At 61.1% G+C, this 24,879-nt stretch carries 23 protein-coding genes; 19 read left to right on the forward strand and 4 right to left on the reverse strand.

Annotated features, from left to right (window positions below; all coding sequences use genetic code 11):
- Positions 1-80 precede the first annotated feature (80 nt).
- Positions 81-2,636 carry a bifunctional glycosyl transferase/transpeptidase gene (mrcB, locus tag ABLU87_RS05060; RefSeq protein ID WP_025107374.1) on the reverse strand — a complete coding sequence of 852 codons (2,556 nt, stop codon included), beginning with the start codon at positions 2,634-2,636 and terminating at the stop codon, positions 81-83.
- Positions 2,637-2,955: 319 nt separating this feature from the next.
- On the opposite strand from mrcB, the gene ABLU87_RS05065 reads away from it, so the two are divergent.
- Together ABLU87_RS05065 and pulS are read left to right on the forward strand one after the other, a co-directional pair.
- Positions 2,956-3,090 carry a hypothetical protein gene (locus ABLU87_RS05065; RefSeq protein WP_254903915.1) on the forward strand — a complete coding sequence of 45 codons (135 nt, stop codon included), beginning with the start codon at positions 2,956-2,958 and terminating at the stop codon, positions 3,088-3,090.
- A 118-nt stretch (positions 3,091-3,208) separates the two neighbouring features.
- Positions 3,209-3,586, forward strand: a complete 378-nt coding sequence (gene pulS / locus ABLU87_RS05070) for a GspS family T2SS pilot lipoprotein variant PulS (protein ID WP_122117612.1) — start codon at positions 3,209-3,211, stop codon at positions 3,584-3,586.
- Between the two features lie 28 nt (positions 3,587-3,614).
- Here the strand turns inward: pulS and gspB are convergent, their stop codons facing one another.
- Both gspB and pulA read right to left on the reverse strand, forming a co-directional pair.
- Positions 3,615-4,139: a type II secretion system assembly factor GspB gene (gspB, locus tag ABLU87_RS05075; protein WP_048262345.1), complete on the reverse strand. Its 525-nt coding sequence runs from the start codon at positions 4,137-4,139 to the stop codon at positions 3,615-3,617.
- Positions 4,140-4,210: 71 nt separating this feature from the next.
- Entirely contained in the window at positions 4,211-7,483 is a 3,273-nt protein-coding gene (pulA, locus tag ABLU87_RS05080; RefSeq protein WP_048262347.1) for a pullulanase-type alpha-1,6-glucosidase, read from the reverse strand.
- Between the two features lie 352 nt (positions 7,484-7,835).
- Between pulA and gspC the strand changes: the two genes are divergently transcribed.
- The 13 genes from gspC to ABLU87_RS05145 are packed head-to-tail and all read left to right on the forward strand — an operon-like array spanning position 7,836 to position 19,454.
- Positions 7,836-8,675: a type II secretion system protein GspC gene (gspC, locus tag ABLU87_RS05085; protein ID WP_122117162.1), complete on the forward strand. Its 840-nt coding sequence runs from the start codon at positions 7,836-7,838 to the stop codon at positions 8,673-8,675.
- Positions 8,676-8,711: 36 nt separating this feature from the next.
- Entirely contained in the window at positions 8,712-10,658 is a 1,947-nt protein-coding gene (gene pulD, locus ABLU87_RS05090; RefSeq protein ID WP_029946937.1) for a GspD family T2SS secretin variant PulD, read from the forward strand.
- The gene (gene gspE / locus ABLU87_RS05095) at positions 10,655-12,148 is read left to right on the forward strand and encodes a type II secretion system ATPase GspE (protein WP_025107369.1); all 1,494 of its coding nucleotides are present in this window, start codon (positions 10,655-10,657) and stop codon (positions 12,146-12,148) included. The genes pulD and gspE overlap by 4 nt, the downstream gene beginning before the upstream one ends.
- Before the next feature lies 1 nt (position 12,149).
- Complete coding sequence (gene gspF, locus ABLU87_RS05100) at positions 12,150-13,355, forward strand: type II secretion system inner membrane protein GspF (protein ID WP_109240695.1); 1,206 nt, start codon at positions 12,150-12,152, stop codon at positions 13,353-13,355.
- Positions 13,356-13,375: 20 nt separating this feature from the next.
- On the forward strand, positions 13,376-13,798 hold the full coding sequence (gene gspG / locus ABLU87_RS05105; protein WP_004098709.1) for a type II secretion system major pseudopilin GspG: 423 nt from the start codon (positions 13,376-13,378) through the stop codon (positions 13,796-13,798).
- The gene (gspH, locus tag ABLU87_RS05110) at positions 13,798-14,310 is read left to right on the forward strand and encodes a type II secretion system minor pseudopilin GspH (RefSeq protein ID WP_042944313.1); all 513 of its coding nucleotides are present in this window, start codon (positions 13,798-13,800) and stop codon (positions 14,308-14,310) included. The genes gspG and gspH overlap by 1 nt, the downstream gene beginning before the upstream one ends.
- A complete protein-coding gene (gene gspI, locus ABLU87_RS05115; protein WP_009654631.1) occupies positions 14,307-14,672 on the forward strand; it encodes a type II secretion system minor pseudopilin GspI in 366 nt (121 codons plus the stop codon). Before gspH ends, gspI begins: the two co-directional genes overlap by 4 nt.
- Positions 14,669-15,265 (forward strand): type II secretion system minor pseudopilin GspJ, encoded by a 597-nt coding sequence (gene gspJ, locus ABLU87_RS05120; RefSeq protein ID WP_014227975.1) that lies wholly within the window; start codon positions 14,669-14,671, stop codon positions 15,263-15,265. Before gspI ends, gspJ begins: the two co-directional genes overlap by 4 nt.
- The gene (gspK, locus tag ABLU87_RS05125; RefSeq protein ID WP_196942117.1) at positions 15,262-16,242 is read left to right on the forward strand and encodes a type II secretion system minor pseudopilin GspK; all 981 of its coding nucleotides are present in this window, start codon (positions 15,262-15,264) and stop codon (positions 16,240-16,242) included. Before gspJ ends, gspK begins: the two co-directional genes overlap by 4 nt.
- Positions 16,235-17,428: a type II secretion system protein GspL gene (gspL, locus tag ABLU87_RS05130; RefSeq protein ID WP_032720564.1), complete on the forward strand. Its 1,194-nt coding sequence runs from the start codon at positions 16,235-16,237 to the stop codon at positions 17,426-17,428. Before gspK ends, gspL begins: the two co-directional genes overlap by 8 nt.
- Positions 17,421-17,906, forward strand: a complete 486-nt coding sequence (locus ABLU87_RS05135) for a type II secretion system protein M (protein WP_049102380.1) — start codon at positions 17,421-17,423, stop codon at positions 17,904-17,906. The genes gspL and ABLU87_RS05135 overlap by 8 nt, the downstream gene beginning before the upstream one ends.
- A complete protein-coding gene (locus ABLU87_RS05140) occupies positions 17,896-18,654 on the forward strand; it encodes a type II secretion system protein N (protein ID WP_049102377.1) in 759 nt (252 codons plus the stop codon). The genes ABLU87_RS05135 and ABLU87_RS05140 overlap by 11 nt, the downstream gene beginning before the upstream one ends.
- Positions 18,655-18,656: 2 nt before the next feature.
- Positions 18,657-19,454: an A24 family peptidase gene (locus tag ABLU87_RS05145; protein ID WP_025107360.1), complete on the forward strand. Its 798-nt coding sequence runs from the start codon at positions 18,657-18,659 to the stop codon at positions 19,452-19,454.
- Between the two features lie 97 nt (positions 19,455-19,551).
- On the opposite strand, the gene hrpB is transcribed toward ABLU87_RS05145, so the two are convergent.
- Positions 19,552-21,981 carry an ATP-dependent helicase HrpB gene (hrpB, locus tag ABLU87_RS05150; RefSeq protein WP_122117161.1) on the reverse strand — a complete coding sequence of 810 codons (2,430 nt, stop codon included), beginning with the start codon at positions 21,979-21,981 and terminating at the stop codon, positions 19,552-19,554.
- A 72-nt stretch (positions 21,982-22,053) separates the two neighbouring features.
- Here hrpB and thpR point away from each other — a divergent pair, with 72 nt between their 5' ends.
- The 4 genes from thpR to gluQRS all read left to right on the forward strand — a co-directional run bounded on the left by thpR (position 22,054) and on the right by gluQRS (position 24,868).
- Positions 22,054-22,590, forward strand: coding sequence for an RNA 2',3'-cyclic phosphodiesterase (gene thpR / locus ABLU87_RS05155; protein WP_014837425.1), 537 nt, complete (start codon positions 22,054-22,056; stop codon positions 22,588-22,590).
- Complete coding sequence (sfsA, locus tag ABLU87_RS05160; RefSeq protein ID WP_025106516.1) at positions 22,590-23,306, forward strand: DNA/RNA nuclease SfsA; 717 nt, start codon at positions 22,590-22,592, stop codon at positions 23,304-23,306. Before thpR ends, sfsA begins: the two co-directional genes overlap by 1 nt.
- A gap of 164 nt (positions 23,307-23,470) precedes the next feature.
- Entirely contained in the window at positions 23,471-23,926 is a 456-nt protein-coding gene (dksA, locus tag ABLU87_RS05165) for an RNA polymerase-binding protein DksA (RefSeq protein ID WP_004098689.1), read from the forward strand.
- Positions 23,927-23,986: 60 nt separating this feature from the next.
- Positions 23,987-24,868, forward strand: coding sequence for a tRNA glutamyl-Q(34) synthetase GluQRS (gene gluQRS, locus ABLU87_RS05170; RefSeq protein WP_014837424.1), 882 nt, complete (start codon positions 23,987-23,989; stop codon positions 24,866-24,868).
- Positions 24,869-24,879: the final 11 nt, after the last annotated feature.

Genomic DNA, 24,879 nt, shown 5'->3' on the forward strand with positions numbered 1-24,879 from the left:
TACTACCGGGGTAGTAGAGGGCCTATATTTCCGCCTCCATTCCACCGACAAAGCGCCGGTTTACAGGATGCAACGGCGGGTTAATTGCTGCCGAACATATCCTTAATCCAGCCCGCTACGCCATCGCTCTTCTCCTGCTTCGGCGGTTGCTGCTGCTGATTTTGCTGCTGCGGCTGCTGCCCGGACTGATTGAACGGGTTATTCGCCTGCTGCTGCTCAAGCTGCTGCTGTTGGATCTGTTCGCCCTGGCGGCACAGCGCGTCCGGCGTGGTCGTCCATACCGGCAGCGAGCGCATGCCGCCGCTGCAGACAAAGTTACCGCTGCCATCGACGCCCATATCCACCACGTCTTCAGGCGGAGTCAGCACCAGCGGCGTCGGCGTCTGGTTAGCCAGGTAGCGCTGATAAATTGACATCGCGCCGCTGGCGCCGTACAGCTTGGTCGGCTGGTTATTATCGCGACCCACCCAGGTAATGGTCACCTGACCGCCGTCAATACCGGCAAACCAGGTATCAACGTTGTTGTTGGTGGTCCCGGTTTTACCCGCCAGATGCAGGCCCGGATACTTCGCGCCCAGCTGGCGACCGGTACCGCGCTGCACCACCTGCTGCATGGTCCATAGCGTCATATACGCCGCCTGCGCCGGCACCGCGCGTTCCGCCTGCGGATAGCTCTGATAGAGCACGGTACCATCTTCAGCGATAACGGAACGCAGCGCGGACAGCGGTGCGCGGTTACCCCCGCTGGCAATGGTCTGGAACGCCTGCGCCACTTCAATCGGCGTCAGGTTCAGCGCCCCCAGCAGCATAGACGGCACGGCGTTCAGCTGATTCTTCGGCGCGCCCAGCTTAGTCCAGGTATCGACCACCGCCGGCAGACCCAGCGCCATCCCAAGGTTCACCGTCGGCACGTTCATTGAACGCGTCAGCGCGTCAACCAGCATCACTTTACCGCTATCGCTGTAGCGACGATCGTCGTTCTGCGGCGACCACGTCTGGCCGTTGGACAGGCGAATCGAGATAGGCGCATCGGCAATCCAGGTATTGAGACGATACTGGTTCGGCTGGCTTAGCGCGGTCAGATAGGTCGCCGGTTTTGCCAGTGAACCAATTGAACGGCGCGCCTGCATCGCGCGGTTATAGCCGGCAAACTGCGGCTCCGCGCCGCCGACCATCGCCCGCACCTCGCCGGTGAAGCGGTCGACCACCACCATCGCGGTTTCCAGATCCGGCAGCTTACGCTGTTTCTTCAGCGCCGGAATACCTTCCGTCGCCGCTTTTTCCGCCGCGTCCTGCGCGACCGAGTCGAAGGTGGTAAAGATCTTCACGCCGGAGAGATCTTTCACTTTGTCGCCCAGCTTCGCCTGCAGCTCCTGGCGTACCATCTGCATAAACGCCGGCTGCGGAGAGATCACCCCGCCGCGCGGCTGTACGCCCAGCGGACGCGCGCTCAGCATGTCATACAGTTCCTGATCGATAACCTGCTGCTGCTGCAGCAGACGCAGCACGAGGTTGCGTCGCTCCAGCGCCAGCTTCGGGTTACGCCACGGATTGTAGACCGACGCGCCTTTTACCATCCCCACCAGCAGCGCCTGCTGATCGAGGCTCAGCTCTTCCACCGGACGACCAAAGTAATAGAGGCTCGCCAGCGGGAAGCCGCGGATCTCGTTATCGCCACTCTGACCGAGGTACACCTCGTTCATATACAGCTCAAGGATACGATCCTTGCTGTAGCGGGCATCGACGATCAGCGCCATATAGGCTTCATTAATCTTGCGCCAGTACGAACGTTCGCTTGAGAGGAACAGGTTCTTCACCAGCTGCTGGGTCAGCGTACTCGCCCCCTGCACCGTACGCCCGGCGGTCAGGTTCGCCAGCACCGCACGGCCAATCGAGTAGAGGCTGATGCCGTCGTGTTCGTAGAAATGACGATCTTCCGTCGCCAGCAGGGTATCGACCAGCAGATCCGGGAAGCCGTTGCGCTTAACAAACAGACGCTGTTCGCCGTTGGCCGATTGCAGCATAGTGATCAGGCGCGGATCGAGACGGAAGAAACCGAACTGGCGGTTGTTATCCATATTCTCGATAGTGTCCAGACGATCGCCATTAAAGGTCAGACGCGCGCGCACCTGCCCTTCTTTACTGTCCGGGAAATCGAACGGACGGCGGATCATCTCGATACTGTTGGCCTGTACCGTGTATTCGCCCGGGCGCGTCATCGCGCTCACCTGACGATACTGCGTGGCGTTGAGCAGGCGCACCATTTCGTTTTTGCTGATCTGCATATCCGGCTCAAGGTTGACCATCCGGCCATAAACCGCCGCGGGCAGATCCCAGACTTTACCGTCGATGCGGCTGCGGATTTTCTGATCGAGGTAGACGCCATAGGCGGCAATCAACACCGCGCAGACGACCCCAATCTTAATCAGCAGCCATAGCCAGGCGCGTTTACGACGAGGGGGTTTACCGCCTTTGCCTTTTCCTTTCCGCGGCATCGGTTTTTCATCCTCATAGTCATCATCATCGTAATCGTCGTCGTAGTCCTCTTCCCGGACCCGACGGCGAGTTACCTTTTGTTTTGCCGGGCGCGAGGGTCTCCCCTTACGTCCGATCGGCTCGCGGTCATCTCCCGCCATGCTTTTTCTCCGCAACTTACAGGCGTAAAGGCCTGATTCTCAATGTTTCCCCGATTGGGGGAAAGAAGAAATCTCTCAAATTGACGCCCGACCGTTTTGGCTTTCAGGCGACCATTTATGAACTGCGCGACGCGTTATCATGTCGCTCGCATGATTTTCACTTTAAAAATTCACCATACAAATCATATTGTTACACGTTTCATCATCAGAATAGTTCGGGACACGGAACGGATTGTCCAGGCGATACAGGATAGCACTAAACCGCGACATTCTTAACCAGCATTTTACATCCCCATCGAATAACGAAAGGGAAATTATTATGTTTTTTAACAACATAAAAATGTGCGCCCGTATCGATCCGCAGGCCGCCCAAAGAAACCGGAACGGCGCCGGCGGGAAAGAATATTTCCGCCGTAAAAGAAAAATCATGCAGGTGAAAGAAAAAGAAATTTAAAAGACGACAATGATAAAAAAGCGAGCCGCTTAACATTGATAATTTGGCAGATTTTCTGATGACTGCGGACAAATATTTGTTAAACTGTCAGCCAATTAATTTTTCCGATTAATATATTATGCGCAACTTTATTCTATTCCCGCTTATGGCGGTCGCCCTGCTCTCAGGCTGTCAGCAAAATCGTTCGACAACCCTCAGTCCTGCCGTGAGCGGTCAGGCCCAGCTTGAGCAGCTCGCCTCCGTCGCCGCCGGGGCGCGCTATCTGAAGAATAAATGCAACCGCAGCGATCTGCCTGCCGATGACGCAATTAATCGTGCGGCAATAAACGTGGGTAAAAAACGCGGATGGGCGAATATTGACGATAATCTGCTAAGCCAGCGCAGCGCGCAGCTATATCAACAGCTCCAGCAGGACAGTACCCCGGAAGCCACAAAATGCAGCCAGTTTAATCGCCAGCTGGCGCCATTTATTGATAGCCTGCGCGCCAATAAATAGCGCTTATTTTTATTCCGCTCGCACTATTTTATTCAGCCTGCGGACTCTCCTCAATCGCCCCGCCCGGCCAGTCATCCAGCGCCGCGAGGGTAAACGTTTTACCGTTGAAGCTAAATACGGTGAGATCCTGCTGAATCTGCTCAATAACCAGGTTCGGCAGCGGCGAGTCGCCCTCCTTCCAGGACTGTCCGTTTAATACAATGCTGCGTTTCTCCGCCAGCGAGGCGTAGACGTGCGCGCTATAGCGCAGAGGCGGCAGAGTATCTTCATCGATCGCTATTTCTGGTTCAGCCTTCATTTCTGGCTCGGCTTTAACCGCCGTCACGGCAGTTTTGACCGCCGGTTGATTCAGCGGCACTAACGCCGCATGCGCTACCGGCTGGCTCATCGGCTGCGGCTCGGGCTTATTCCGCCACTGCTCGCCGCCGAACCAGCCGAGCGCAATCAGCAGCGCGGCGTACAGCGGTACGGTCACATAGGGGATCTGCACCATTTTTCCAACTACCGTCGGGGGCGCGGACTGCGGGTACGGCTCTTGCTGACGAACAAGCACGGGCTTCTCCTTAATCAAGACACGCCATCCCGGCCCGCGGTTATGACGCCGCGGGCCGGGAGGTTCAGGTCTTACTTGCTGCTGACCGGCAGCCCGGCACCCTGGGCATCGCCCTGCGGCATTTCCAGCACCGCCACCGACCATGCCGGCAGCGTGACCGTGCCGTCAGCGGCAATCTGCACGCCGTTTGCCAGCGAATTTTCGCCCGCCGCCTGCTGGATCGCGCTCAGCTGCAGCGTTTCACCGGCAAACTCATTCAGCGTACGGCTTTCCGGCGCGGCGTTAATCACCACCACCAGGCCGTCAAGACGGCTATCCAGGCTGGCGCCCGCTTTCACTCCGTCATCCACGGTCATAATCAGCAGACCGGCCTGCTGGTCTGAACCGGTATTACGGAAATCAACGCGCTTCATCACCGCGCTGCCGTCGCCTAAGGTGAACAGCGGGGAGGATTTACGCAGCTCGGTCAGCTCCTGGTAGAACGCGGTCATCTGCTTCAGCTCCGCTTCGCCCGGAGTGGCAACCATCTCTTTGACGCGAGTAATCACGTCATAGTTGCTGCCGTCATCGCTGATGCGCGGCATCCCAACGTTGTAGTTGTTATCCTGCAGGGAATAATCCACGCGGTTGAACCAGTCGCCGGAGTCGTAGGAGTCGCGGGTAAAGGATTTCGAGCGCAGCAGTTCAGAACCTTGCTGGTCGAAAGCGATCCCCTGCCCGAGCATCACCGTCGCCAGCGAAACGGCCTGCATGCGAACGCGGGTCGCCAGGTCGGCTTCCTGGGACGCTTTATAGCTGATCATGTCCCACAGCGTCTGGTTGTCGTGCTTCGAAACATAGTTGACGACTTCCGTCGGGTCTGCGGCATAGCCGCCAGGCGCGCCGTTATAGTCAATTTCGCTGCCTTTCTTCACCGCACCGTCTTTGTCGATCATCACAAAGTCAGCGAGGTTACCGGCCATGCCCAGACGGGTCAGATCGGCCAGATGACGCACCTGGTCATCGCTCAGGCTGGCGAGTTCGTTTGGCAACACGCCCGCGCCGCTGCCGACGCCCTGGTTCTGACGCAGCGCATCGCCGGAATCGAACGGGCCGCCGCCGCGCACGGAGTCGCGCAGGCGATCGGAGAACGTGCCGATGCCGGTACCTTTCAGGTTGATCTGCGAGGCGATTTCAAAACGGTCACTCTGATTAGAGTCCCAGCCTTCGCCGAAGAAGTAGATATCCGGGTTCAGGGCCTTAATGCGCTCCCACGCCGACAGAATTTGCGCTTTCGGGTGATAGCCCATCAGATCGAAGCGGAAGCCATCGATTTTATAGTCCGTGGTCCACACCGCCAGCGAGTCGGCGATCAGCTTGGCGAACATCCGATGCTCCGGCGCAGAGTCGGAACAGCAGGTGGCGGATTCAACGCTGCCGGTAATTTCATTCAGACGCTGATAGTACCAGGGTACGATCTTATCCAGCACCGACGTGCGGTCGGTCGGGCCCGCGGCGTTGGTGTGGTTGTATACCACGTCCATAATGACGTTCATCCCCAGATCCTGCTTGATCGCCTGAATCATGGTGCGGAACTCTTTGATGCGCGTCGTGCCTTCCGGATCGGTCGCGTAGGAGCCTTCCGGAACCGTGTAGTGGAACGGATCGTAGCCCCAGTTGTAGGAGTCGGTCTGCGCCACCAGCGTATTCAGCGCCTGCACCTGCGGATTATCCTGGCTATCGCTCTGCTTAAGCTGATTCAGCACCTCTTCCACGGTGGAGCCGCTGTCGCAGTATCCGGCGAACTCGCTGCTTTTCACCGCGCTGTTCACTTCGCACAGGCGGCTGAACGGCTGCTGAATATCGGCGACTTTGTCGCTGAACTCGTTCACCGTTGCCAGATCGAAGACCGGCAGCAGTTCAACGTGCGTGACGCCTGAAGCGGAGAGCTTCTTCAGATGCTGCACCATATTGCTGTCGCCGGCGGTCAGCGCAAGGTATTTACCGCGCAGTTCGGCCGGAACGGTCTGGTCCCAGGCGGAGAGATCGCGAATATGCGATTCATGAATCGTCATCTTCGCTAAATCCGCTTTTGTCTTCTGGGCATGCGGCATCGTCAGGCTATCCCAGCCGTCAGGCTTCAGGGCGCTGTCGTTGAGATCGACCACCTGGCTGTACTCCGAGTTGGTCGACAGGCTATGCGCATACGGGTCGGTGACTTCGTACTGTTCAACCTTGCGCGACTGCGGGTGATAAACCGTCATCGCATAGCGGTAGAACGCGCCTTTCAGATCGCTACCGCCCTGCCACGACCATGCGCCGGAAGCGCTGTCGCGGGTCATCGGATGGCTGCCAATCACTTTTTTGTCCGCGCTGTAGACCACCACATCCACCTGCTGAGCGGTCGGCGCCCAGACGCGGAAGGTGACGCCGCCGTCGGCCAGCTGCGCGCCGTAGCTCAGGGCTTCCGCCGCTTCGGCATAGGTATCATCCAGCACGCCCGCCGTCTGTACCTGGGTGGCGGAAATCAGGATCCCGTCCTCTGCGGCGGCAATGGCGACCGTTTCGCCCTGCAGCAGCTCGTCAACGTTGGCGTTGTCCGGCAGCTTAAAGGCCGCATAGCTGGAAAGGTGCGGGAAGCGCATGCTGACCTGCTGGCTGACGGTAGTCGGCGTCAGTTTCAGATAGCGGTCGGTAAATTTGCCTTCGCCGTCGGCCGCCACTTTACTGCTGTGGCTGTAGTAGAGGCGCACGAGGGGCTTATCCTGCCCGCCCGGCCACAGCAGCGTATTTTTATCGACCCAGTGGGCTTCGGCCAGCGCGACGCCAAAAGCGGCGCGGAAGGCGTCGGCGCGGGAGTCATAGACCGCGCTGTTGCCGGCGATCACCGATACCGTACGATCGGTAAAGTCGCCAAACGACACCCGCAGGTCGCTATCGATCAGCTTATCGGTGCCGTCGCGAACGATAACGTTAATACAGCCGCTCTCTTTGTTGAGCGGGATCACCCAGTACGGGCCATATTTATCGCTGCCGCTCGGCGTGGTGCTGACATCATTCCAGTCCGCTACCGGCGCGCTCAGCGCGTCGCAGGTTTCGTTGTTCCATAAGTAGAGGTTTTTACTGCTGTAGTCCGCAGCGCTACTGCTGGTAATGCCGGCGATATCCACCAGGTGAATGACCGCCTGCTTTTCTGTCGCCGTGGCCGCTTCGCCGGGTACGGCAACGTCAGGTAAACGTACAACCACATCCTGATTACCAGGAGTGTCGGGATTTCCAGAGGAAGAAGAAGAGGATCCGTTATCGCAGCCGCTAAGTAAAACCAGCGATCCCAGAACCAGGGCATTACGGGTATATCTGAGCATTCGATAGTCCCTATACATGCTGATTAAATTATATGAAGTGTTATATACGCGAAACTATTCCTGGCGCACTTAAGCACCATAAAAAAATAACGAGCATATCTTTAAAGCGCCGATAATTAGATATTCTTGCTCTCTCCGGTTCAATCATCCATTCGCTCATTACGTGGGGGCGTAGGCGGCCGGAGGAGAAAAAATAAAAAGGGAATGACGACCGCAATAGCCAAACTCTTTATGATTCGCAGCGACCTACGCAGATTCCCGCAATAAGCACGCTCACAATAAAAAAAGCCCCACCAATATCGGTAGGGCGGTACCTTTTGCTGAGGGAAATAGAATGAGCAAAGGAATAAAAATGCATAATTCCGTGATGAGATTAACAATATCAAATAAAAAAATAATTAATTACGCGCCTCATATTGTGACGTCCATCATATTATTTTTTATCTGCCAGCAGCTCGCCCAATTAACCTGGAAAATAATTCTCCCGGTAAACTTTACGGATAACGCATTGAGCCCTGCCGATATGACGGCGCCCGTAACCCCCTCCCCGGAAACGGCGCTGCCGCGCTTTACGCTGTTTGGCCTTGCGGAGAAAACCTCCGCCTCCGCGCACGGCGGCAACCTCGACCAGGCGCCCGTATCGGCGCTCAAACTGCGCGTTACCGGCCTGCTCGCCAGCACCGATCCCTCTCGCGCCATTGCCATCATGATGAAAGGGAATCAACAGGTTAGCCTCGGGATTGGCGATAGCACGCCGGGCGGAGAGGCGAAAATCGTCGCTATTTTCCCCGACCGCCTGATTGTTAATTACCGCGGCAGAAATGAGGCTATCCCGCTGTTTAACGACCCGCCTGCCGCCGGCAAAAATAGCGCCGCGCCGCCAGCCCGCCAATTGGCGCAGGAGCTCCGCGCGCAGCCGCAAAATATTCTTCATTACCTCAATATTTCGCCGGTCATGGTTAACGACAAGCTCAGCGGATATCGTCTGAATTCGGGCAAAGACCCGGCGCTATTTCGCCTGGCGGGTCTCAAGGAAAACGATCTGGCGATAGCCCTGAACGGCCTGGATCTTCGCGATAAAGAACAGTCCCGCCAGGCATTAGCCCAGCTACCGGAATTAACTGAAATAACTCTTACCGTTGAACGCGACGGCCAGAAACAAGATATTTATCTAGCCCTGAGGGATGAATAATTGATCATCGCCAACGTCATTCGCCCATTTTCCCTGATGCTGCTGGTATTCGCCGCGCTGTTATTCAAACCGGCCGCGGCGGAAGAGTTTTCCGCCAGCTTTAAGGGCACCGATATTCAGGAATTTATCAATACGGTGAGTAAAAACCTGAATAAAACGGTCATTATCGATCCCAGCGTACGCGGCACCATTACCGTGCGCAGCTACGATATGCTCAACGAAGAGCAATATTATCAATTCTTCCTCAGCGTCCTCGATGTCTATGGCTTCGCGGTGATTAATATGAATAACGGCGTCCTGAAAGTCGTTCGTTCGAAGGATGCGAAAACCGCCGCGGTGCCGGTGGCGAGCGATGCCGCGCCGGGCATTGGCGATGAGGTCGTCACCCGCGTCGTGCCCCTGACCAACGTCGCGGCCCGCGATCTGGCGCCGCTGCTGCGCCAGCTTAACGATAACGCCGGCGCGGGCAGCGTGGTGCACTATGAACCCTCCAACGTCCTGCTGATGACCGGCCGCGCGGCGGTCATCAAGCGCCTGCTAACCATCGTCGAACGCGTCGATAACGCCGGAGACCGCAGCGTGGTGACCGTTCCCCTCGCCTGGGCCTCCGCCGCCGATGTGGTCAAGCTGGTGACCGAACTCAACAAAGACACCAGCAAATCGGCGCTGCCCGGCTCAATGGTCGCCAACGTGGTGGCCGATGAACGCACCAACGCGGTGCTGGTCAGCGGCGAGCCGAACTCCCGCCAGCGGATCATCGCGATGATTAAGCAGCTCGACCGCCAGCAGGCGACCCAGGGCAATACCAAAGTGATCTACCTGAAATACGCCAAAGCCTCCGACCTGGTGGAAGTGCTGACCGGCATCAGCAGCACGATGCAGAGCGAAAAGCAGGCCGCGAAGCCGGTGGCGGCGCTGGATAAAAATATCATTATCAAAGCGCACGGTCAGACCAACGCCCTGATTGTCACCGCCGCCCCGGACGTAATGAACGATCTGGAGCGGGTGATCGCCCAGCTGGATATCCGCCGCCCGCAGGTGCTGGTCGAAGCGATTATAGCCGAAGTGCAGGACGCTGACGGTCTGAACCTCGGCATCCAGTGGGCCAATAAAAATGCCGGGATGACCCAGTTCACCAACAGCGGTCTGCCGATATCCACGGCCATCGCCGGGGCCAACCAGTACAACAAAGACGGCACCGTCAGCAGCTCGCTGGCGAGCGCCTTAAGCTCCTTCAACGGCATTGCCGCCGGCTTCTACCAGGGCAACTGGGCGATGCTGTTAACCGCCCTCTCCAGCAGCACCAAGAACGATATTCTCGCGACGCCGAGTATCGTCACCCTCGACAACATGGAAGCCACCTTTAACGTCGGCCAGGAGGTCCCGGTGCTGACCGGCTCGCAAACCACCTCCGGCGATAACATCTTCAATACCGTCGAGCGCAAAACCGTCGGCATCAAGCTAAAAGTGAAGCCGCAGATCAACGAAGGCGATTCGGTTCTGCTGGAGATCGAACAGGAGGTCTCCAGCGTGGCGGACGCCGCCTCCAGCACCAGCTCGGATCTCGGCGCGACCTTCAATACCCGTACGGTCAATAACGCCGTGCTGGTCGGCAGCGGCGAAACGGTGGTCGTCGGCGGACTGCTGGATAAAAGCGTCTCCGACACCGCCGACAAAGTCCCTCTGCTCGGCGATATCCCGGTGATTGGCGCGCTGTTCCGTTCCACCAGCAAAAAGGTCTCCAAGCGCAACCTGATGCTGTTTATCCGCCCGACGGTGATCCGCGACCGCGACGAGTACCGTCAGGCTTCATCCGGGCAGTACACCGCGTTTAACGACGCCCAGAGCAAACAGCGCGGCAAAGAGAACAACGACGCGATGCTGAGTAACGATCTGCTGGAGATCTACCCGCGCCAGGATACCGCCGCGTTCCGCCAGGTCAGCGCCGCCATCGACGCCTTCAATCTGGGAGGCAATCTATGACCCCCGCCGCTGAACGACGCCCGCTGCTCCCCTTCGGCTACGCCCGCGCGCACAACGTGATGCTCCTGAGCAACGGCGAAAGCTGCGAGGTTTTCTGCCTCGCCGCCACCGCGCCGCAGGCGCTGCTGGAAGCCCGTAGGGTGGCCGGGATGCCGTTCAGCCTCGAACGACTGGAAGCGGAGGCGTTCGAAAAGCTGCTGGTGCTGAGCTATCAGCGCGACTCCGCCGAGGCCCGGCGCATGATGGCGGATATCGGCAACGAGCTGGATCTGTACACCCTTGCCGAAGAGCTGCCGGACACCGACGACCTGCTGGATAGCGAAGACGACGCGCCGATTATCCGCCTGATTAACGCCATGCTCACCGAGGCTATCAAAGAGAAAGCGTCGGATATTCATATCGAAACCTATGAACGCCACCTGCAAATTCGCTTTCGCGTCGACGGCGTACTGCGCGAAATTCTGCGCCCCCAGCGCCGCCTCGCCGCGCTGCTGATCTCGCGCATTAAGGTGATGGCGAGCCTTGATATCGCCGAAAAGCGCATTCCTCAGGACGGTCGCATGGCGCTGCGCATTGGCGGACGCGCCGTCGACGTGCGCGTCTCCACCCTGCCGTCGAGCTACGGCGAACGCGTGGTGCTGCGTCTGCTCGATAAAAACAGCGTCAATCTCGACCTGCTGACCCTCGGCATGTCGCCCGCGCTGCTTCAGCAGGTGGATGGACTGATCGCCCGCCCGCACGGCATCGTGCTGGTGACCGGGCCGACCGGTTCGGGAAAAAGCACCACCCTCTACGCCGCGCTGAGCCGCCTCGATGCACGCGAGCGCAACATCATGACCATTGAAGATCCTATCGAATATGAGCTGGAGGGCATCGGTCAGACCCAGGTTAACGCGAAAGTCGATATGACCTTTGCCCGCGGGCTGCGCGCCATTTTGCGCCAGGACCCTGACGTGGTGCTGGTGGGCGAAATTCGCGACGGCGAAACGGCGCAGATCGCCGTTCAGGCTTCGCTAACCGGTCATCTGGTGCTCTCAACGCTGCACACCAACAGCGCGCTGGGCGCCATCTCGCGCCTGCAGGATATGGGCGTGGAGCCTTTTCTGCTCTCCACCTCGCTGCTGGCGGTGATGTCGCAGCGGCTGGTGCGCCGGCTCTGCCCGCACTGTCGCCAGCAGGAACCGGCCAATGCCGACACCGCCCGCCAGATGGAGATCGCTCCCGGCACGGCGCTCTGGCAGCCCCGGGGCTGCGCCGAGTGCGGCTTTACCGGCTATCGCGGACGTACCGGCATTCACGAACTGCTGCTGGTGGACGATCGCGTGCGTATGGCAATCCACCGCGGCGAAAACGAGGTGACGCTGATCCAGCAGCTGGGGGCGGACTATATCACCCTGCGCCACGCCGGACGGGACAAGGCGCTGGCGGGGATCACCAGCTGGCAAGAGGTGCTGCGGGTTAGCGAACAGCAGATCGCGGAGGCCTCCTGACATGGCGCTTTTTCGCTATCAGGCCGTAGATGAAAACGGTAAAACCCGGCGCGGCGTCCAGCAGGCGGACTCCGCCCGCCACGCTCGCCAGCTGCTGAGGGAAAAGGGCTGGCTGGCGCTGGACATCGCCCCGGCAGCCAGCAGCGGCGGGCAACTGCGTTTTATTCGCCGCACCAACGCCCGCGATCTCGCCCTCGTTACCCGCCAGCTGGCGACGCTGGTCGCCGCCGCCATCCCGCTGGAAAAAGCGCTCGACGCGGTGGCCCAGCAGTGTGAAAAAAACCAGCTGAAAACCCTGATTGCCGGCGTGCGCGGCAAAGTGCTGGAAGGCCATTCGCTGGCGGAAGCGATGCGCGGCTACCCGGGCTGCTTCGACGCGCTCTACTGCGCGATGGTCGCCGCCGGAGAAGCCTCCGGCCACCTCGACGGCGTGCTGAACCGGCTGGCGGACTATACCGAACAGCGCCAGCAGCTGCGCGCCCGGCTGCTGCAGGCGATGATTTACCCCATCGTGCTGACCCTGGTGGCGGTCAGCGTGATCGTCATTCTGCTATCGACGGTGGTGCCGAAGGTTGTCGAGCAGTTTATCCACCTTAAGCAGGCGCTGCCGTTTTCCACCCGCCTGCTGATGGCGATGAGCGATGTGCTGCGCGCCGCCGGTCCGTGGCTGCTGCTGGCCGCCGTGCTCGTCGCTCTGCTGCTGCGCTACCTGCTGCGGCAGCCGGCAAAGCGGCTGGCCTGGCACAGGCTGCTGCTGCGCCTGCCGCTGATTGGCCGGGTCGCGCGCAGCGTTAACAGCGCCCGCTACGCCCGCACCCTGAGCATTCTCAACGCCAGCGCCGTTCCGCTGCTGCTGGCGATGCGCATCAGCGCGGAAGTATTAAGCAACGCCTGGGCGAAGCGCCAGCTGGAAGCCGCCAGCGACGCGGTTCGCGAAGGCGTCAGCCTGCATCGCGCGCTCGAAATGACCCAGCTGTTCCCGCCGATGATGCGCTACATGGTCGCCAGCGGCGAACAGAGCGGCGAGCTCAACGGCATGCTGGAGCGCGCGGCGGATAACCAGGACCGGGATTTGAGCGCGCAAATTCAGCTGGCCCTTAGCCTGTTTGAACCTTTGCTAATAGTGGCGATGGCCGGCATGGTGCTGTTTATCGTCCTCGCCATCCTGCAACCGATACTGCAGCTCAATACCCTGATGAGTATGTAATTGTTCTAATGGAGAAAAATATGCAACGACAGCGCGGATTCACCTTACTGGAAATCATGGTGGTGATTGTTATCCTCGGCGTGCTCGCCAGCCTCGTGGTGCCCAACCTGATGGGCAACAAGGAAAAGGCCGACCGGCAAAAAGTGGTCAGCGATCTTGTGGCGCTCGAGGGGGCGCTGGACATGTACAAACTGGATAACAGCCGCTATCCCACCACCGAGCAGGGGCTGCAGGCGCTGGTCAGCGCGCCATCGGCCGAGCCGCACGCGCGCAACTATCCTGAAGGCGGCTATATTCGCCGTCTGCCGCAGGATCCCTGGGGCAGCGATTACCAGCTACTGAGCCCCGGCCAGCACGGACAGGTGGATATTTTCAGCCTCGGGCCGGACGGCGTACCGGAGAGCAATGACGATATCGGCAACTGGACAATCGGGAAGAAATAGTGCGACAGCGCGGCTTTACGTTGCTGGAGATGATGCTCATTTTGCTGCTGATCGGCGTCAGCGCGGGCATGGTGATGCTGGCCTTCCCCGCCTCGCGCGACGATAGCGCGGCGCAGGCGCTGGCGCGCTTTGAGGCGCAGCTGCGCTTTGTCCAGCAGCGAGGGCTGCAAACCGGCCAGTTTTTTGGCGCCTCGGTGCATCCCGATCGCTGGCAGTTTCTGGTCTTACAGCCCCGCGAAAGCAACGAACCGCCCCCGGCCGGCGACGACTGGAACGGCTATCGCTGGCTCCCCCTGCGCGCCGGACGCGTCGCCACTTCGGGCAGCGTCGCCGGGAACACGCTGCATCTCACTTTTCCGCAGGGCGAGGCCTGGACGCCGGGCGACAATCCCGATGTGCTGATCTTTCCCGGCGGTGAGATGACGCCGTTCCGGCTGACCGTCGGCGAGGGACCGGGTATCGCGTTTAATGCGCGCGGCGAAAGCCTGCCCGAACCGCAGGAGACGCCATGAAAAAGCAGGCCGGTATGACGCTGATTGAAGTGATGGTCGCCCTGGCGGTCTTCGCCCTCGCCGGGCTGGCGGTGATGCAGGCCACGCTCCAGCAAACCCGCCAGCTGGGTCGTATGGAAGAGAAAACCCTGGCCGGTTGGCTGGCGGATAATCAGCTGGTGCAGCTACGGCTGGAAAATCGCTGGCCCGCGCTGAGCTGGTCGGAAACCACGGTGCAGGCGGCGGGCGTCAGCTGGCACATTCGCTGGCAGGGGGTGGAGACCGACCTGCCGCAGCTGCGGGCGCTGGACGTTGAAGTCCGCCGCGCCAAAAGCGATAAAATGCCCGTCTCTTCGCTGCGCACCTACGTGACGCCGCCATGATCCAGCGCGCTCGCGGATTTACCCTCGTCGAAATGCTGCTGGCGCTGGCTATCCTCGCCGCGCTAAGCGTCGCTGCGGTCACGGTGCTGCAAAACGTGATGCGCGCCGATACGCTCACCCGCGATAAGGGCGGGCGCATGCAGGCGTTACAGCTCACGTTCAGCCAGATGGCGGCGGACTTTAGCCAAATCATTCCCCGCCGCAGCCGCGACAGCGCGAGCCTCTTTTTTGCCGGACGTTTTCAGCTCGGCAGCGACGACTGGGCGATCGCCTTTAGCCGCAACGGCTGGCCCAATCCTTTGGGGATCCTGCCGCGCTCGGAAATTCAGAACGTCGGCTACCGCCTGCGCGGGGATCGGCTGGAGCGTCTGAGCTACGACCAGCAGGACCCGCTGCCCGGTAGTCTGCCCACGGTGACCGTTATGCAGCGCGGCGTCCAGGCGTTTCGCCTGCGCTTTTACGCCAGCGGCCGCTGGCAGGATGAATGGCAGCAGACGCAGACGCTGCCGCAGGGGCTGGAAGTCACCCTGACGCTGGAGCAGTCCGGCGAGATCCGCCGGCTGTTTCTGCTTACGTCGGGAGGCAGCCAATGAATACCCGCCAGCGCGGCGTCGCCCTGCTTATGGTGCTGCTGATCCTCGCTCTGATGATGGTGCTGGCGAGCGCCATGACCGAACGCAGCGCGCGGATGTATCAGCAAACCGCTACTACCCTCGATAACCTGCAGGCTAAATGGTACGCGCTGGGGGCGGAAACCCTGGCGGCGGCGCTGCTGCAACGCGACGCGCTCGACTCGCCGAACCAGACCCATCTGGCGCAGAACTGGGCCCAGCAGGGGCGCCGCTTTGCGGTCAATGATGGCGAGATCTACGCCACGATTACCGACGCTCAGGCCTGCTTCAACCTCAACGCCATTAACCAGCTCAGCGGCGACGAAAGCGTTGAAATCCCTTATCCCGCGCAGGTTTTTACCCGACTGCTGGAGAACCTCGGCAGCGAGCCGCTGCGCGCCTTACAGCTGACCGCCGCCCTGCGCGACTGGGTGGATAGCGAGCGCCAGGCGCTGCTGAACGGCGCGGAAGACGAAGTCTATATGGCGCAATCCCCCGGCTATCTGACCGGCAATCAGCCGCTGCAGGACGTCAGCGAGCTGCGTCTGCTGGCCGGGATGGACGCCGCGCTCTATCAGCGTCTGCTGCCCTACGTCTGCGCCCTGGCGGACGAGACGCTGCAGCTGAACGTCAATACCCTGCAGCCCGCTCAGGCCGCGCTGCTGGCGGCGCTCTTCCCCGCTGAACTCACCCTCGTCGAAGCCCGGCAGCTGCTGCAGGCCCGCGCGACCACCGGCTGGAGCAGCGTCGCCGCCTTCCTGTCGCAGCCGCTATTACAAAAAACCGATACCGCCGCCGCGCGTCCGTGGCTGGCGGTGCACAGCGAGCGCTTTATCGCCACCTTCAGCGTGGTGATGGGCAGCGCCCGCTATCAGCAACGCAGTCTCCTGCAAAAGCAGGGGCGAACCTTCAGCGTCGTCCAGCGGCGCTACGGAATCTATTGGGTAGCCGATGAATAACCACCATACTTTTTCCGCCGCCGTGCTGATTATTCGCCTCAATCCCCATGCCGCGACGGCGATATGGCGGCTGGCCGCGCCGGGCGACGCGGCGCAGACTGGCGAGTGGCATCCTGACGCTGGCGACCCGACGCTCAGCCTGCTGGCGCAGCGTCATCCGGCCTGGGTGCTGGTGCCCGCCAGCGACTGCGCGTTTCATCGCGTTACCCTGCCCGCCGGCGCGCGCCGAAATGCGCAGCAGGCGCTGGCGTTTTTACTCGAAGAACAGCTGGCAACGGAGATCGAAGAGAGCCATTTTGCCCTGATCCACCGGGATAAAAGCGACTGTGCCGTGGCGGTGGTCGGGCGAGAGAAGATGCGCGCATGGCAGGCCTGGTGCGAGGGGCTCGGACTCAACGTGCTGGCCCTGACGCCGGATGCCCTTGCCCTGCCGCAGAACCCGACCGGCTGGAGCGCCGTACGCTGCGGCGAACAGTGGCTGTTTCGCTGCGAGACGTGCAGCGGTATGGCGGTGGAAACCCCATGGCTCGGCGAACTGCTGGTTCACTGGCCTGACCTCGCGCCCATCGCCTGCTACTCGCCGCCGCCGGATATCGCCGCGCCGTGGCAGCCTCGCCCGGCGCAGGATTTGCTGGCGCTGGCGGCGAGCAACCCGCAGGCGCGCAAAATCTGCTTACGCCAGGGCAATTTTGCCGCGAAACGCCGGCCGCCGACGCCCCGACGCTGGCGGCCGACGATTGTCGCAACCCTGGCGCTACTGCTGCTGTGGAGCGGAAATCGCCTCCACGACCATCTCGCCCTGGCGCGTCAGGCCGACGCCGCCGTGCAGGCCAGCCGTGATTTTTACCGCCAGTGGTTCAAAGCGGAAAAAAATCTCGTCAATCCACGCCTGCAAATGCAGCAGCATCTGCGCCGTCTGGAAAGCGTGAGCGCCCGGCCGGCGCTCATCTCACGGCTCGGCGCCCTGCAGCAAATCATCGCCGAAACGCCGGGCATTCGTCTGCGCGCCCTGAGCTTTGACGCCGCGCGCAACGCGCTGCAGCTGGAGATATCCGCCGTTTCATCGCAGGCCCTGGCGCAGTTCAGCCAGCGGGCGCGGGCGGGGTTTCGCGTGCAGACCGGCGAGATGAAGCCGCGCGCCGACGGTATTGAAGGGCGTCTGACGCTGGAGGGTAACGATGGATAACCTGCTCGCCTTATGGCAACAGCGTACGCGTCGCGAACGGCATCTGCTGCTGGGGATGGGCGTCATGCTGCTTATTGGCCTGATTTATTACGCCCTCTGGCAGCCCTGGCAAAATCGCGAGGCGCAGTGGCGGCAAACGCTGGCCAGGGAGCAGTCCAGCCTGCGGTGGATGCGCCAGCAGACCCCGCTTCTCCAGCAGCTTAACCAGCGGAAACCTTCTGCCGCTCCGGAAGAACCCTCGACGGTGATTATGCGCGAAGCCGGCCGCCACGGTATCGCTATCGTTCGCCTGCAGCCGCAGGGCTCCCGCCTGAACCTTACCGTGCAGCCCGCCGATTTCCAGGCGCTGATGGCATGGCTGGACGCGCTGGGGCAGGCGGGGATGACCACCGCCACCCTGGCGGTGACCGCCGTGGCGCAGCAGCCCGGTTGGGTGACGATTAATACGCTGGTGCTGGAGCGCAGCGATGAAAAATAAACTCACTATCGCCCTGCTGCTGGCGGCGGTCTATCTCTTCTGGCTGCTGTTTAGCGCGCCGGCGCGGCTGCTTACTCTGGCGCTACCGGACGGCGCGCGGCTCGGCGAAACCACGGGCACCCTGTGGCAAGGAGAAGCCCGTCAGGTCAGCTGGCGCGGTTTTGACATCGCCCATTTACGCTGGGAGTTTGGCTTTTCGTCGTGGCTTCCCGGCTGGCATATCGCGTTTAACGACCCCTCCGGCCTGCGCGGCCAGGCCTGGCTGCACGGTCTGAACGACGTTGTGGTGCGCGAGGGACGACTCGCGGCGCCGGCCCGGACGCTCGGCCAGCGGTTAGCATCCGGCATACCGCTGGAGGCCCGCGGTCAGGTTGTGCTGACGCTGCCCGAGGCCCGCTTTAACGCCGGCGGTTGCCGACAGATGAGCGCCAGCACCGTGCAGTGGCGGGACGCGGCGCTCAGCTCCCCCGCCGGATCGCTCGAACTGGCCCAGGTCAACGGCAAATTAAGCTGTACCCCGGCGGGCGCGCTGGCTGTCGCCCTGACCCAGGACTCCCGTCAGCTTAGCCTCGCAGGACAGGGCGTTCTGACGCCCAACGGGCGCTTTACGTTTAACGGTACGCTGCAGACCCGCCAGACGGCTCCGGCGCTGCTGGCGCTGCTGCTCGCGCAAAACGGCCGCAAAGATGAGCAGGGGCGCACGCCGTGGCAGTGGCAGGGGCAGTGGCGCTCCGGGGAGAAAAAATAGAGATGGAAAATATCGCGCAGTTACCCGAGTTCGCCGCGCAATTCCCGTCAATCTGGGGCGGCTTTTTATTCCTGTCCGGACTGGCGTTCGGCAGCTTTTTTAACGTCGTTATCCATCGTTTACCGCTGATGATGGAACGCGCAGAGGGGGTGAATCTCTGCCTCCCCGCGTCGTTCTGTCCGCAGTGCCGTCAGCCTATCGCCTGGCGGGACAATATCCCGCTGCTGAGCTTTTTATGGCTCAGGGGGCGCGCGCGCTGCTGCGGGCAGCCGATCTCGCGTCGCTATCCCCTGATGGAGCTGACGACCGGCGCGCTGTTTGTACTCGCGGGGTACCTGATGGCTCCGGGCATGCCGCTGCTGGGCGGGCTAATTTTCGTGTCCGTACTGCTGATCCTCGCCGCCATCGACGCGCAAACGCAGCTGCTGCCTGACAGACTGACGCTGCCGCTGCTGTGGGCCGGTCTGCTGTTCAATCTTTCCGATACCTTCGCGCCGCTGGCGGAGGCGGTCATTGGCGCGATGGCCGGGTATTTGTCGCTGTGGTTGGTGTACTGGGTGTTCCGTCTGCTGACCGGTAAAGAGGCGCTGGGCTACGGCGATTTCAAGCTGCTGGCGGCGCTCGGCGCGTGGCTCGGCTGGCAGCCGCTGCCGCAGACGCTGCTGCTGGCTTCCGCCAGCGGTCTGGTCTGGACGCTGCTGCAGCGCCTGGTAACCCGTCGTTCGCTCGAACAACCTCTGGCCTTCGGCCCCTGGCTGGCGCTGGCGGGCGGCGGCATCTTTTTGTGGAGCCAGGTATAAAACACCCTCTGCTCGCGCTGCGCTTCGCAGGGCTACGGGCGGTGCTGGTCCGGTAGCCCGGGTAAGGCGTTTACGCCGCAACCCGGGAACTCTCCGGCTACGAATACTTTTTGGTGCGCCGGGTCGGGGCGGTATTGGCCGGATCGTCGGGCCAGACGTGCTTGGGATAGCGCCCTTTCATCTCTTTTTGCACCTCGCGGTAGCTCCCCTGCCAGAAGGCGCCTAAATCGCGGGTGATCTGCAGCGGGCGCTGCGCCGGCGAAAGCAGCTCCAGCACCAGCGGCACGCGCCCCTGGGCGATAGTCGGAGTGGTCGCCTCGCCAAACATCTCCTGCATCCGCACCGCCAGCGCCGGCGGGTTTTCATCGTGATAACGAATCGTAATGCGGCTACCGGTCGGCACCGTATAGTGCGTGGGCAGCTCGCTGTCCAGCTTCTGGCGCAGCGGCCACGGCAGCCAGTTTTGCAGCGCCTGACGCACGTCCAGCGCCTTCAGGGCGCGCAGCGAATGGACGCCCGCCATCTGCGGCAGCAGCCACTGTTCAAGCGAGGCCAGCAGCGACGCCTCGTCAACGGCCGGCCACGCCTCCTCCGGCAGCCACCGCGCCGCGCAATGTAGCCGCAGACGCAGCTGCTCCGCCTCCGGCGTCCAGCTGAGCACGCTCAGTCCCTTCTCGCGGATCCCGTTGAGCATCGCCTGGTGCAGCTCCTCTTCCGACGGCTTCGCCAGCGGCTGGGTCTTAATCACCAGGCGTCCGATACAGGTGCGCCGCCAGGCCTTCAGCGTGCCTAACGCCTCATCCCACTCGACGATATCGGAACGCCGGGCCAGGGCCGGACACTGCTCAATCAACGCGTGAATATCGACCGGCAGCGCCAGCAGGATCCGCGCGTCCGGCGATGCGCTTCCCTGCAGCAGCAGCGGCGCAATCAACCATTCGTGGCGGCCCAGCGCATCGTCGGCGTCGAGCATCGCCCCCATCCCGTTAGCCAGCTGGTAGCGCCCCTCCTGGCCGCGACGATGGGCGATACGGTCGGCAAAAGCGGAAGCCAGCAGCGCCGCGATGTTGTCGGCGTCGGGCTGACCGCCGCGAACCGCCAGCCTTTTCATCAGCTGCTGCGCCCGCTGCTGCCAGTTACCCTGCTGACGGGCAAACGCCGCGCTAAGATCGCTATTGCCGCCGCGCGGCGGCTCTTCAAGGATCGCCGCCAGTTTAGCCGCCGTGGCGGCGCCATCGGCATCCTCCGCCGCGGTCAGCATCGCCGCCAGGCGCGGATCGTTGCCCAACGCCGCCATTTTGCGCCCGCGCGCCGACAGCCGCTCGCCTTCCAGCGCAGAAAGGTCGGTGAGCAGACGCCGGGCCGCCGCCAGGTTGGTCGCAGGCGGCAGATCCAGCCAGCTGAGCTGGGCCGGGTCCTGGCATCCCCACTGCAGCAGCTCCAGCAGCAGCGACGACAGATCGCTTTGCAGAATTTCCGGGTCGCCCTGCGCCGCCGCGCGCTCGGCCTGCTCTTTAGCCAGCAGATGCAGGCAGATACCCGGCGCCAGGCGCCCGGCGCGTCCGGCGCGCTGGGTCATTGAGGCCTGGCTGATGCGCTGCGTGACCAGGCGAGTGAGCCCGGTGCGGGCGTCAAAGCGGGCGACCCGCTCCTGGGCGCTATCCACCACCAGCCGAATCCCCTCGATGGTCAGACTGGTTTCGGCGATATTGGTCGCCAGCACCACCTTGCGCATCCCGGCGGGCGCGGGCAGTATCGCCTTACGCTGCTCGCTCAGCGGCAGCGCGCCGTACAGGGGGCAAAGAATCACATCGCTCGCCACCCGCTCCGCCAGCCGCTCCTGAACGCGCTGAATCTCTCCCACCCCGGGCAGAAAAAGCAGCATTGAGCCATTCTCGCTGCGCAGCAGCTCCGCGGCGGCCACCGCCACCGCCTCGTCAAAGCGCTGATGGGCCGGCAGCGGCAGAAAACGCCGCTCAACCGGAAACGCGCGCCCTTCAGAGACGATAACCGGCGCCTCCGGCAGCAGCCGCTGCAGGCGTTCATTGTCCAGCGTCGCCGACATAATCAGCAGTTTGAGATCGTCGCGCAGCCCCTGCTGAACGTCGAGCAGCAGCGCCAGCGCCAGATCCGCCTGCAGGCTGCGTTCGTGGAATTCATCGAGGATCGCCAGCCCCACGCCGGTCAGCTCCGGATCGCGCTGGATCATCCGCGTTAAAATGCCCTCCGTCACCACTTCGAGGCGCGTGTTCGGCCCGACGCAGCTCTCCGCGCGCATGCGATAGCCCACGGTCTCGCCGGGCTTCTCTCCCAGCAGTTCCGCCAGCCGCTGCGCCACGTTACGCGCGGCCAGCCGCCGCGGCTCCAGCAGGATTATGCGTCCGTTGATGTTACCTTCGGCGAGGATTTGCAGCGGCAGCCAGGTGGATTTCCCGGCGCCGGTTGGCGCATTAAGCAGAACCTGCGGCGCATGCTGCAGGGCAGAGAGAAGTTCAGGGAGGACGGCGGCAACCGGCAATGAGGACACGAAACGCTCCGGAGGTTAACATTTGCGGGCAAGCATTGTAGCATCCCGGTAATTCATTACCGAGTCTCTATCATGTCCGAGCCGAAAAGGCTGTTTTTCGCCATTGAACTTCCCGGGGACGTTCAGCAGCAGATCGTGCACTGGCGCGCCGCCAGCTTTCCCGGCGATGCGGGTCGACCGGTGGCGGCGGCTAACCTCCATCTGACGCTGGCGTTTCTTGGCGAGGTGAGCGCGGACAAGCAGCGGGCGCTGTCAGCGATGGCCGGACGGATCCGCCAGCCGGGCTTTACCCTGACGCTTGACGATGCCGGGCAGTGGCTGCGTTCGCGGGTAGTGTGGCTGGGCACCCGTCAGCCGCCGCGCGGGGTGCTGCAATTAGCGAATATGCTACGCGCCCAGGCCGCCCGCAGCGGTTGCTATCAGAGCCCGCAGCCGTTTCATCCGCATATCACCCTGCTGCGCGACGCGCGCCACGCGGTGCCGATTCCGCCGCCCGGATTTAGCTGGGCGTTTGCGGTCAACGAATTTGTGCTCTACGAATCCAGCTTTAGCCGCGGGCGTACCCGCTATCAGGCGCTGGAACGTTATCCCTTCGACAAGGAAAGCTGATGCTGTTCACTCCTCCCCTGCAGTCCGCCACCCTGGTTAAACGTTACAAACGGTTTCTCGCCGACGTGGTCACCCCCGACGGCCGCGAGCTGACCCTGCACTGCCCCAACACCGGCGCCATGACCGGCTGCGCCGCGCCGGGCGATACCGTCTGGTATTCCACCTCAGATAATCCTAAGCGTAAATATGCCCACACGTGGGAATTAACTGAAACCGTAGAGGGCGCGACAATTTGTGTTAATACTCTACGTGCTAACACGTTGGCAAAAGAGGCGATTCTGGCAGGAAATATTCCCGAGCTTTTGGGCTATAACACGCTGAAAAGCGAAGTGAAGTATGGTGATGAAAGCAGCCGCATTGATATTCTGTTACAAGCAGATGACCAACAAAACTGCTATATTGAAGTGAAATCGGTTACGTTGGCGGAAAAGGAATACGGTTACTTCCCCGATGCGGTTACCGCACGCGGTCAGAAGCACCTGCGGGAGCTGATGAGCGTGGCGGCAGCGGGCGATCGGGCGGTGATTTTGTTCGCCGTGCTGCACTCGGCGATAGACCGTTTCTCACCCGCGCATCATATTGATGCCAGATACGCACAGCTATTGATTGAGGCGCAAAAAAAGGGGGTGGAAATTCTCGCCTACAAGGCGGAACTTTCTACCGAGATGATGACTCTGAATAAGCCGATTACCGTGGTGTTAACCCCCGGTAAATAAACGGCTAAATAGTATTCGGGTCGCGAGCGCAAATACGCTTTTCCTCACAGGGTTGTCAAGTGTAACGTTTAGATAATTGCTATCCGGAAAAGCATCTGCTATTTATAGCGGCCTGATTTTTCCCCCAACACGGGGATCGATAGTGCGTGTTAAGGAGAAGCAACATGCAAGAAGGGCAAAACCGTAAAACATCGTCCCTGAGTATTCTCTCCATCGCTGGGGTGGAGCCGTACCAAGTGAAGCCGGGCGAAGAGTATATGAACGAAGCCCAGCTGGCGCACTTCAAGCGCATTCTTGAAGCGTGGCGTAATCAACTTAGGGATGAAGTGGATCGCACCGTAACGCATATGCAGGATGAAGCTGCTAACTTCCCGGATCCGGTAGACCGTGCCGCTCAGGAAGAAGAGTTCAGCCTGGAGCTGCGTAACCGCGACCGCGAACGTAAACTGATCAAAAAGATCGAGAAAACGCTGAAAAAAGTCGAAGACGAAGATTTCGGCTTCTGTGAATCCTGTGGCGTTGAGATTGGTATCCGTCGTCTGGAAGCGCGTCCGACCGCCGACCTGTGCATTGATTGCAAAACGTTGGCGGAAATTCGCGAAAAACAGATGGCAGGCTAATCACTTCGCTGACGCATCTCTGGCGGGAGCTTTCTCCCGCCCTGATGCTTTAGTCATACGATGACAGATTCCCACTACATCGGGCGCTTTGCCCCCTCACCTTCCGGCGAACTCCACTTCGGCTCATTGATTGCCGCGCTTGGCAGCTATCTGCAGGCTCGGGCACAGAACGGTATCTGGCGCGTGCGCATTGAAGATATCGATCCGCCGCGTGAAGTCCCCGGCGCCGCCGAGACTATTCTTCGTCAGTTAGAGCACTTCGGCCTGCACTGGGACGGAGAGGTACTCTGGCAGTCAAAACGCCACGAAGCCTATCGTGAGCGCCTGGCCTGGCTACGCGAGCAGGGCCTCTGCTACTACTGCACCTGCACCCGCGCGCGTATCCACGCTATTGGCGGCCTTTACGACGGCCACTGCCGTGATTTACGCCTCGGCGCGGAAAACGCCGCTCTGCGCCTGCGGCAAACGCGTCCGGTCCTTGAATTTTATGACCAGTTGCGCGGTACGATCGTCGCCGACGAGCCTCTGGCGCGTGAAGATTTTATTATCCACCGTCGCGATGGGCTGTTCGCCTATAATCTGGCGGTGGTGGTGGACGATCATTTTCAGGGCGTCAGCGAAATCGTCCGCGGCGCCGATCTTATCGAGCCGACGGTGCGGCAAATTTCGCTCTATCAGCATTTTGGCTGGCAGGCGCCGGACTATATCCATTTGCCGCTGGCCCTCAACGCGCAGGGCAATAAACTGTCGAAGCAAAACCACGCTCCGGCGTTATCTACAGGCGATCCGCGCCCGGAAATTGTGCGGGCGCTAACGTTTCTTAATCAGGATGTCATTCAGGAATGGCAGACGCTGAGCATTGAGGATTTACTCAAGTACGCGGTAGCGAACTGGCGGCCGGAGCAAATCCAGCATTCTCAAATGCGTTCTGCTGAGCTATGATTAGCCGCTAT

Origin of the sequence: Klebsiella sp. CB_Kp196, from assembly GCF_040061575.1 — a bacterium.
GTDB lineage: Bacteria > Pseudomonadota > Gammaproteobacteria > Enterobacterales > Enterobacteriaceae > Klebsiella > Klebsiella michiganensis.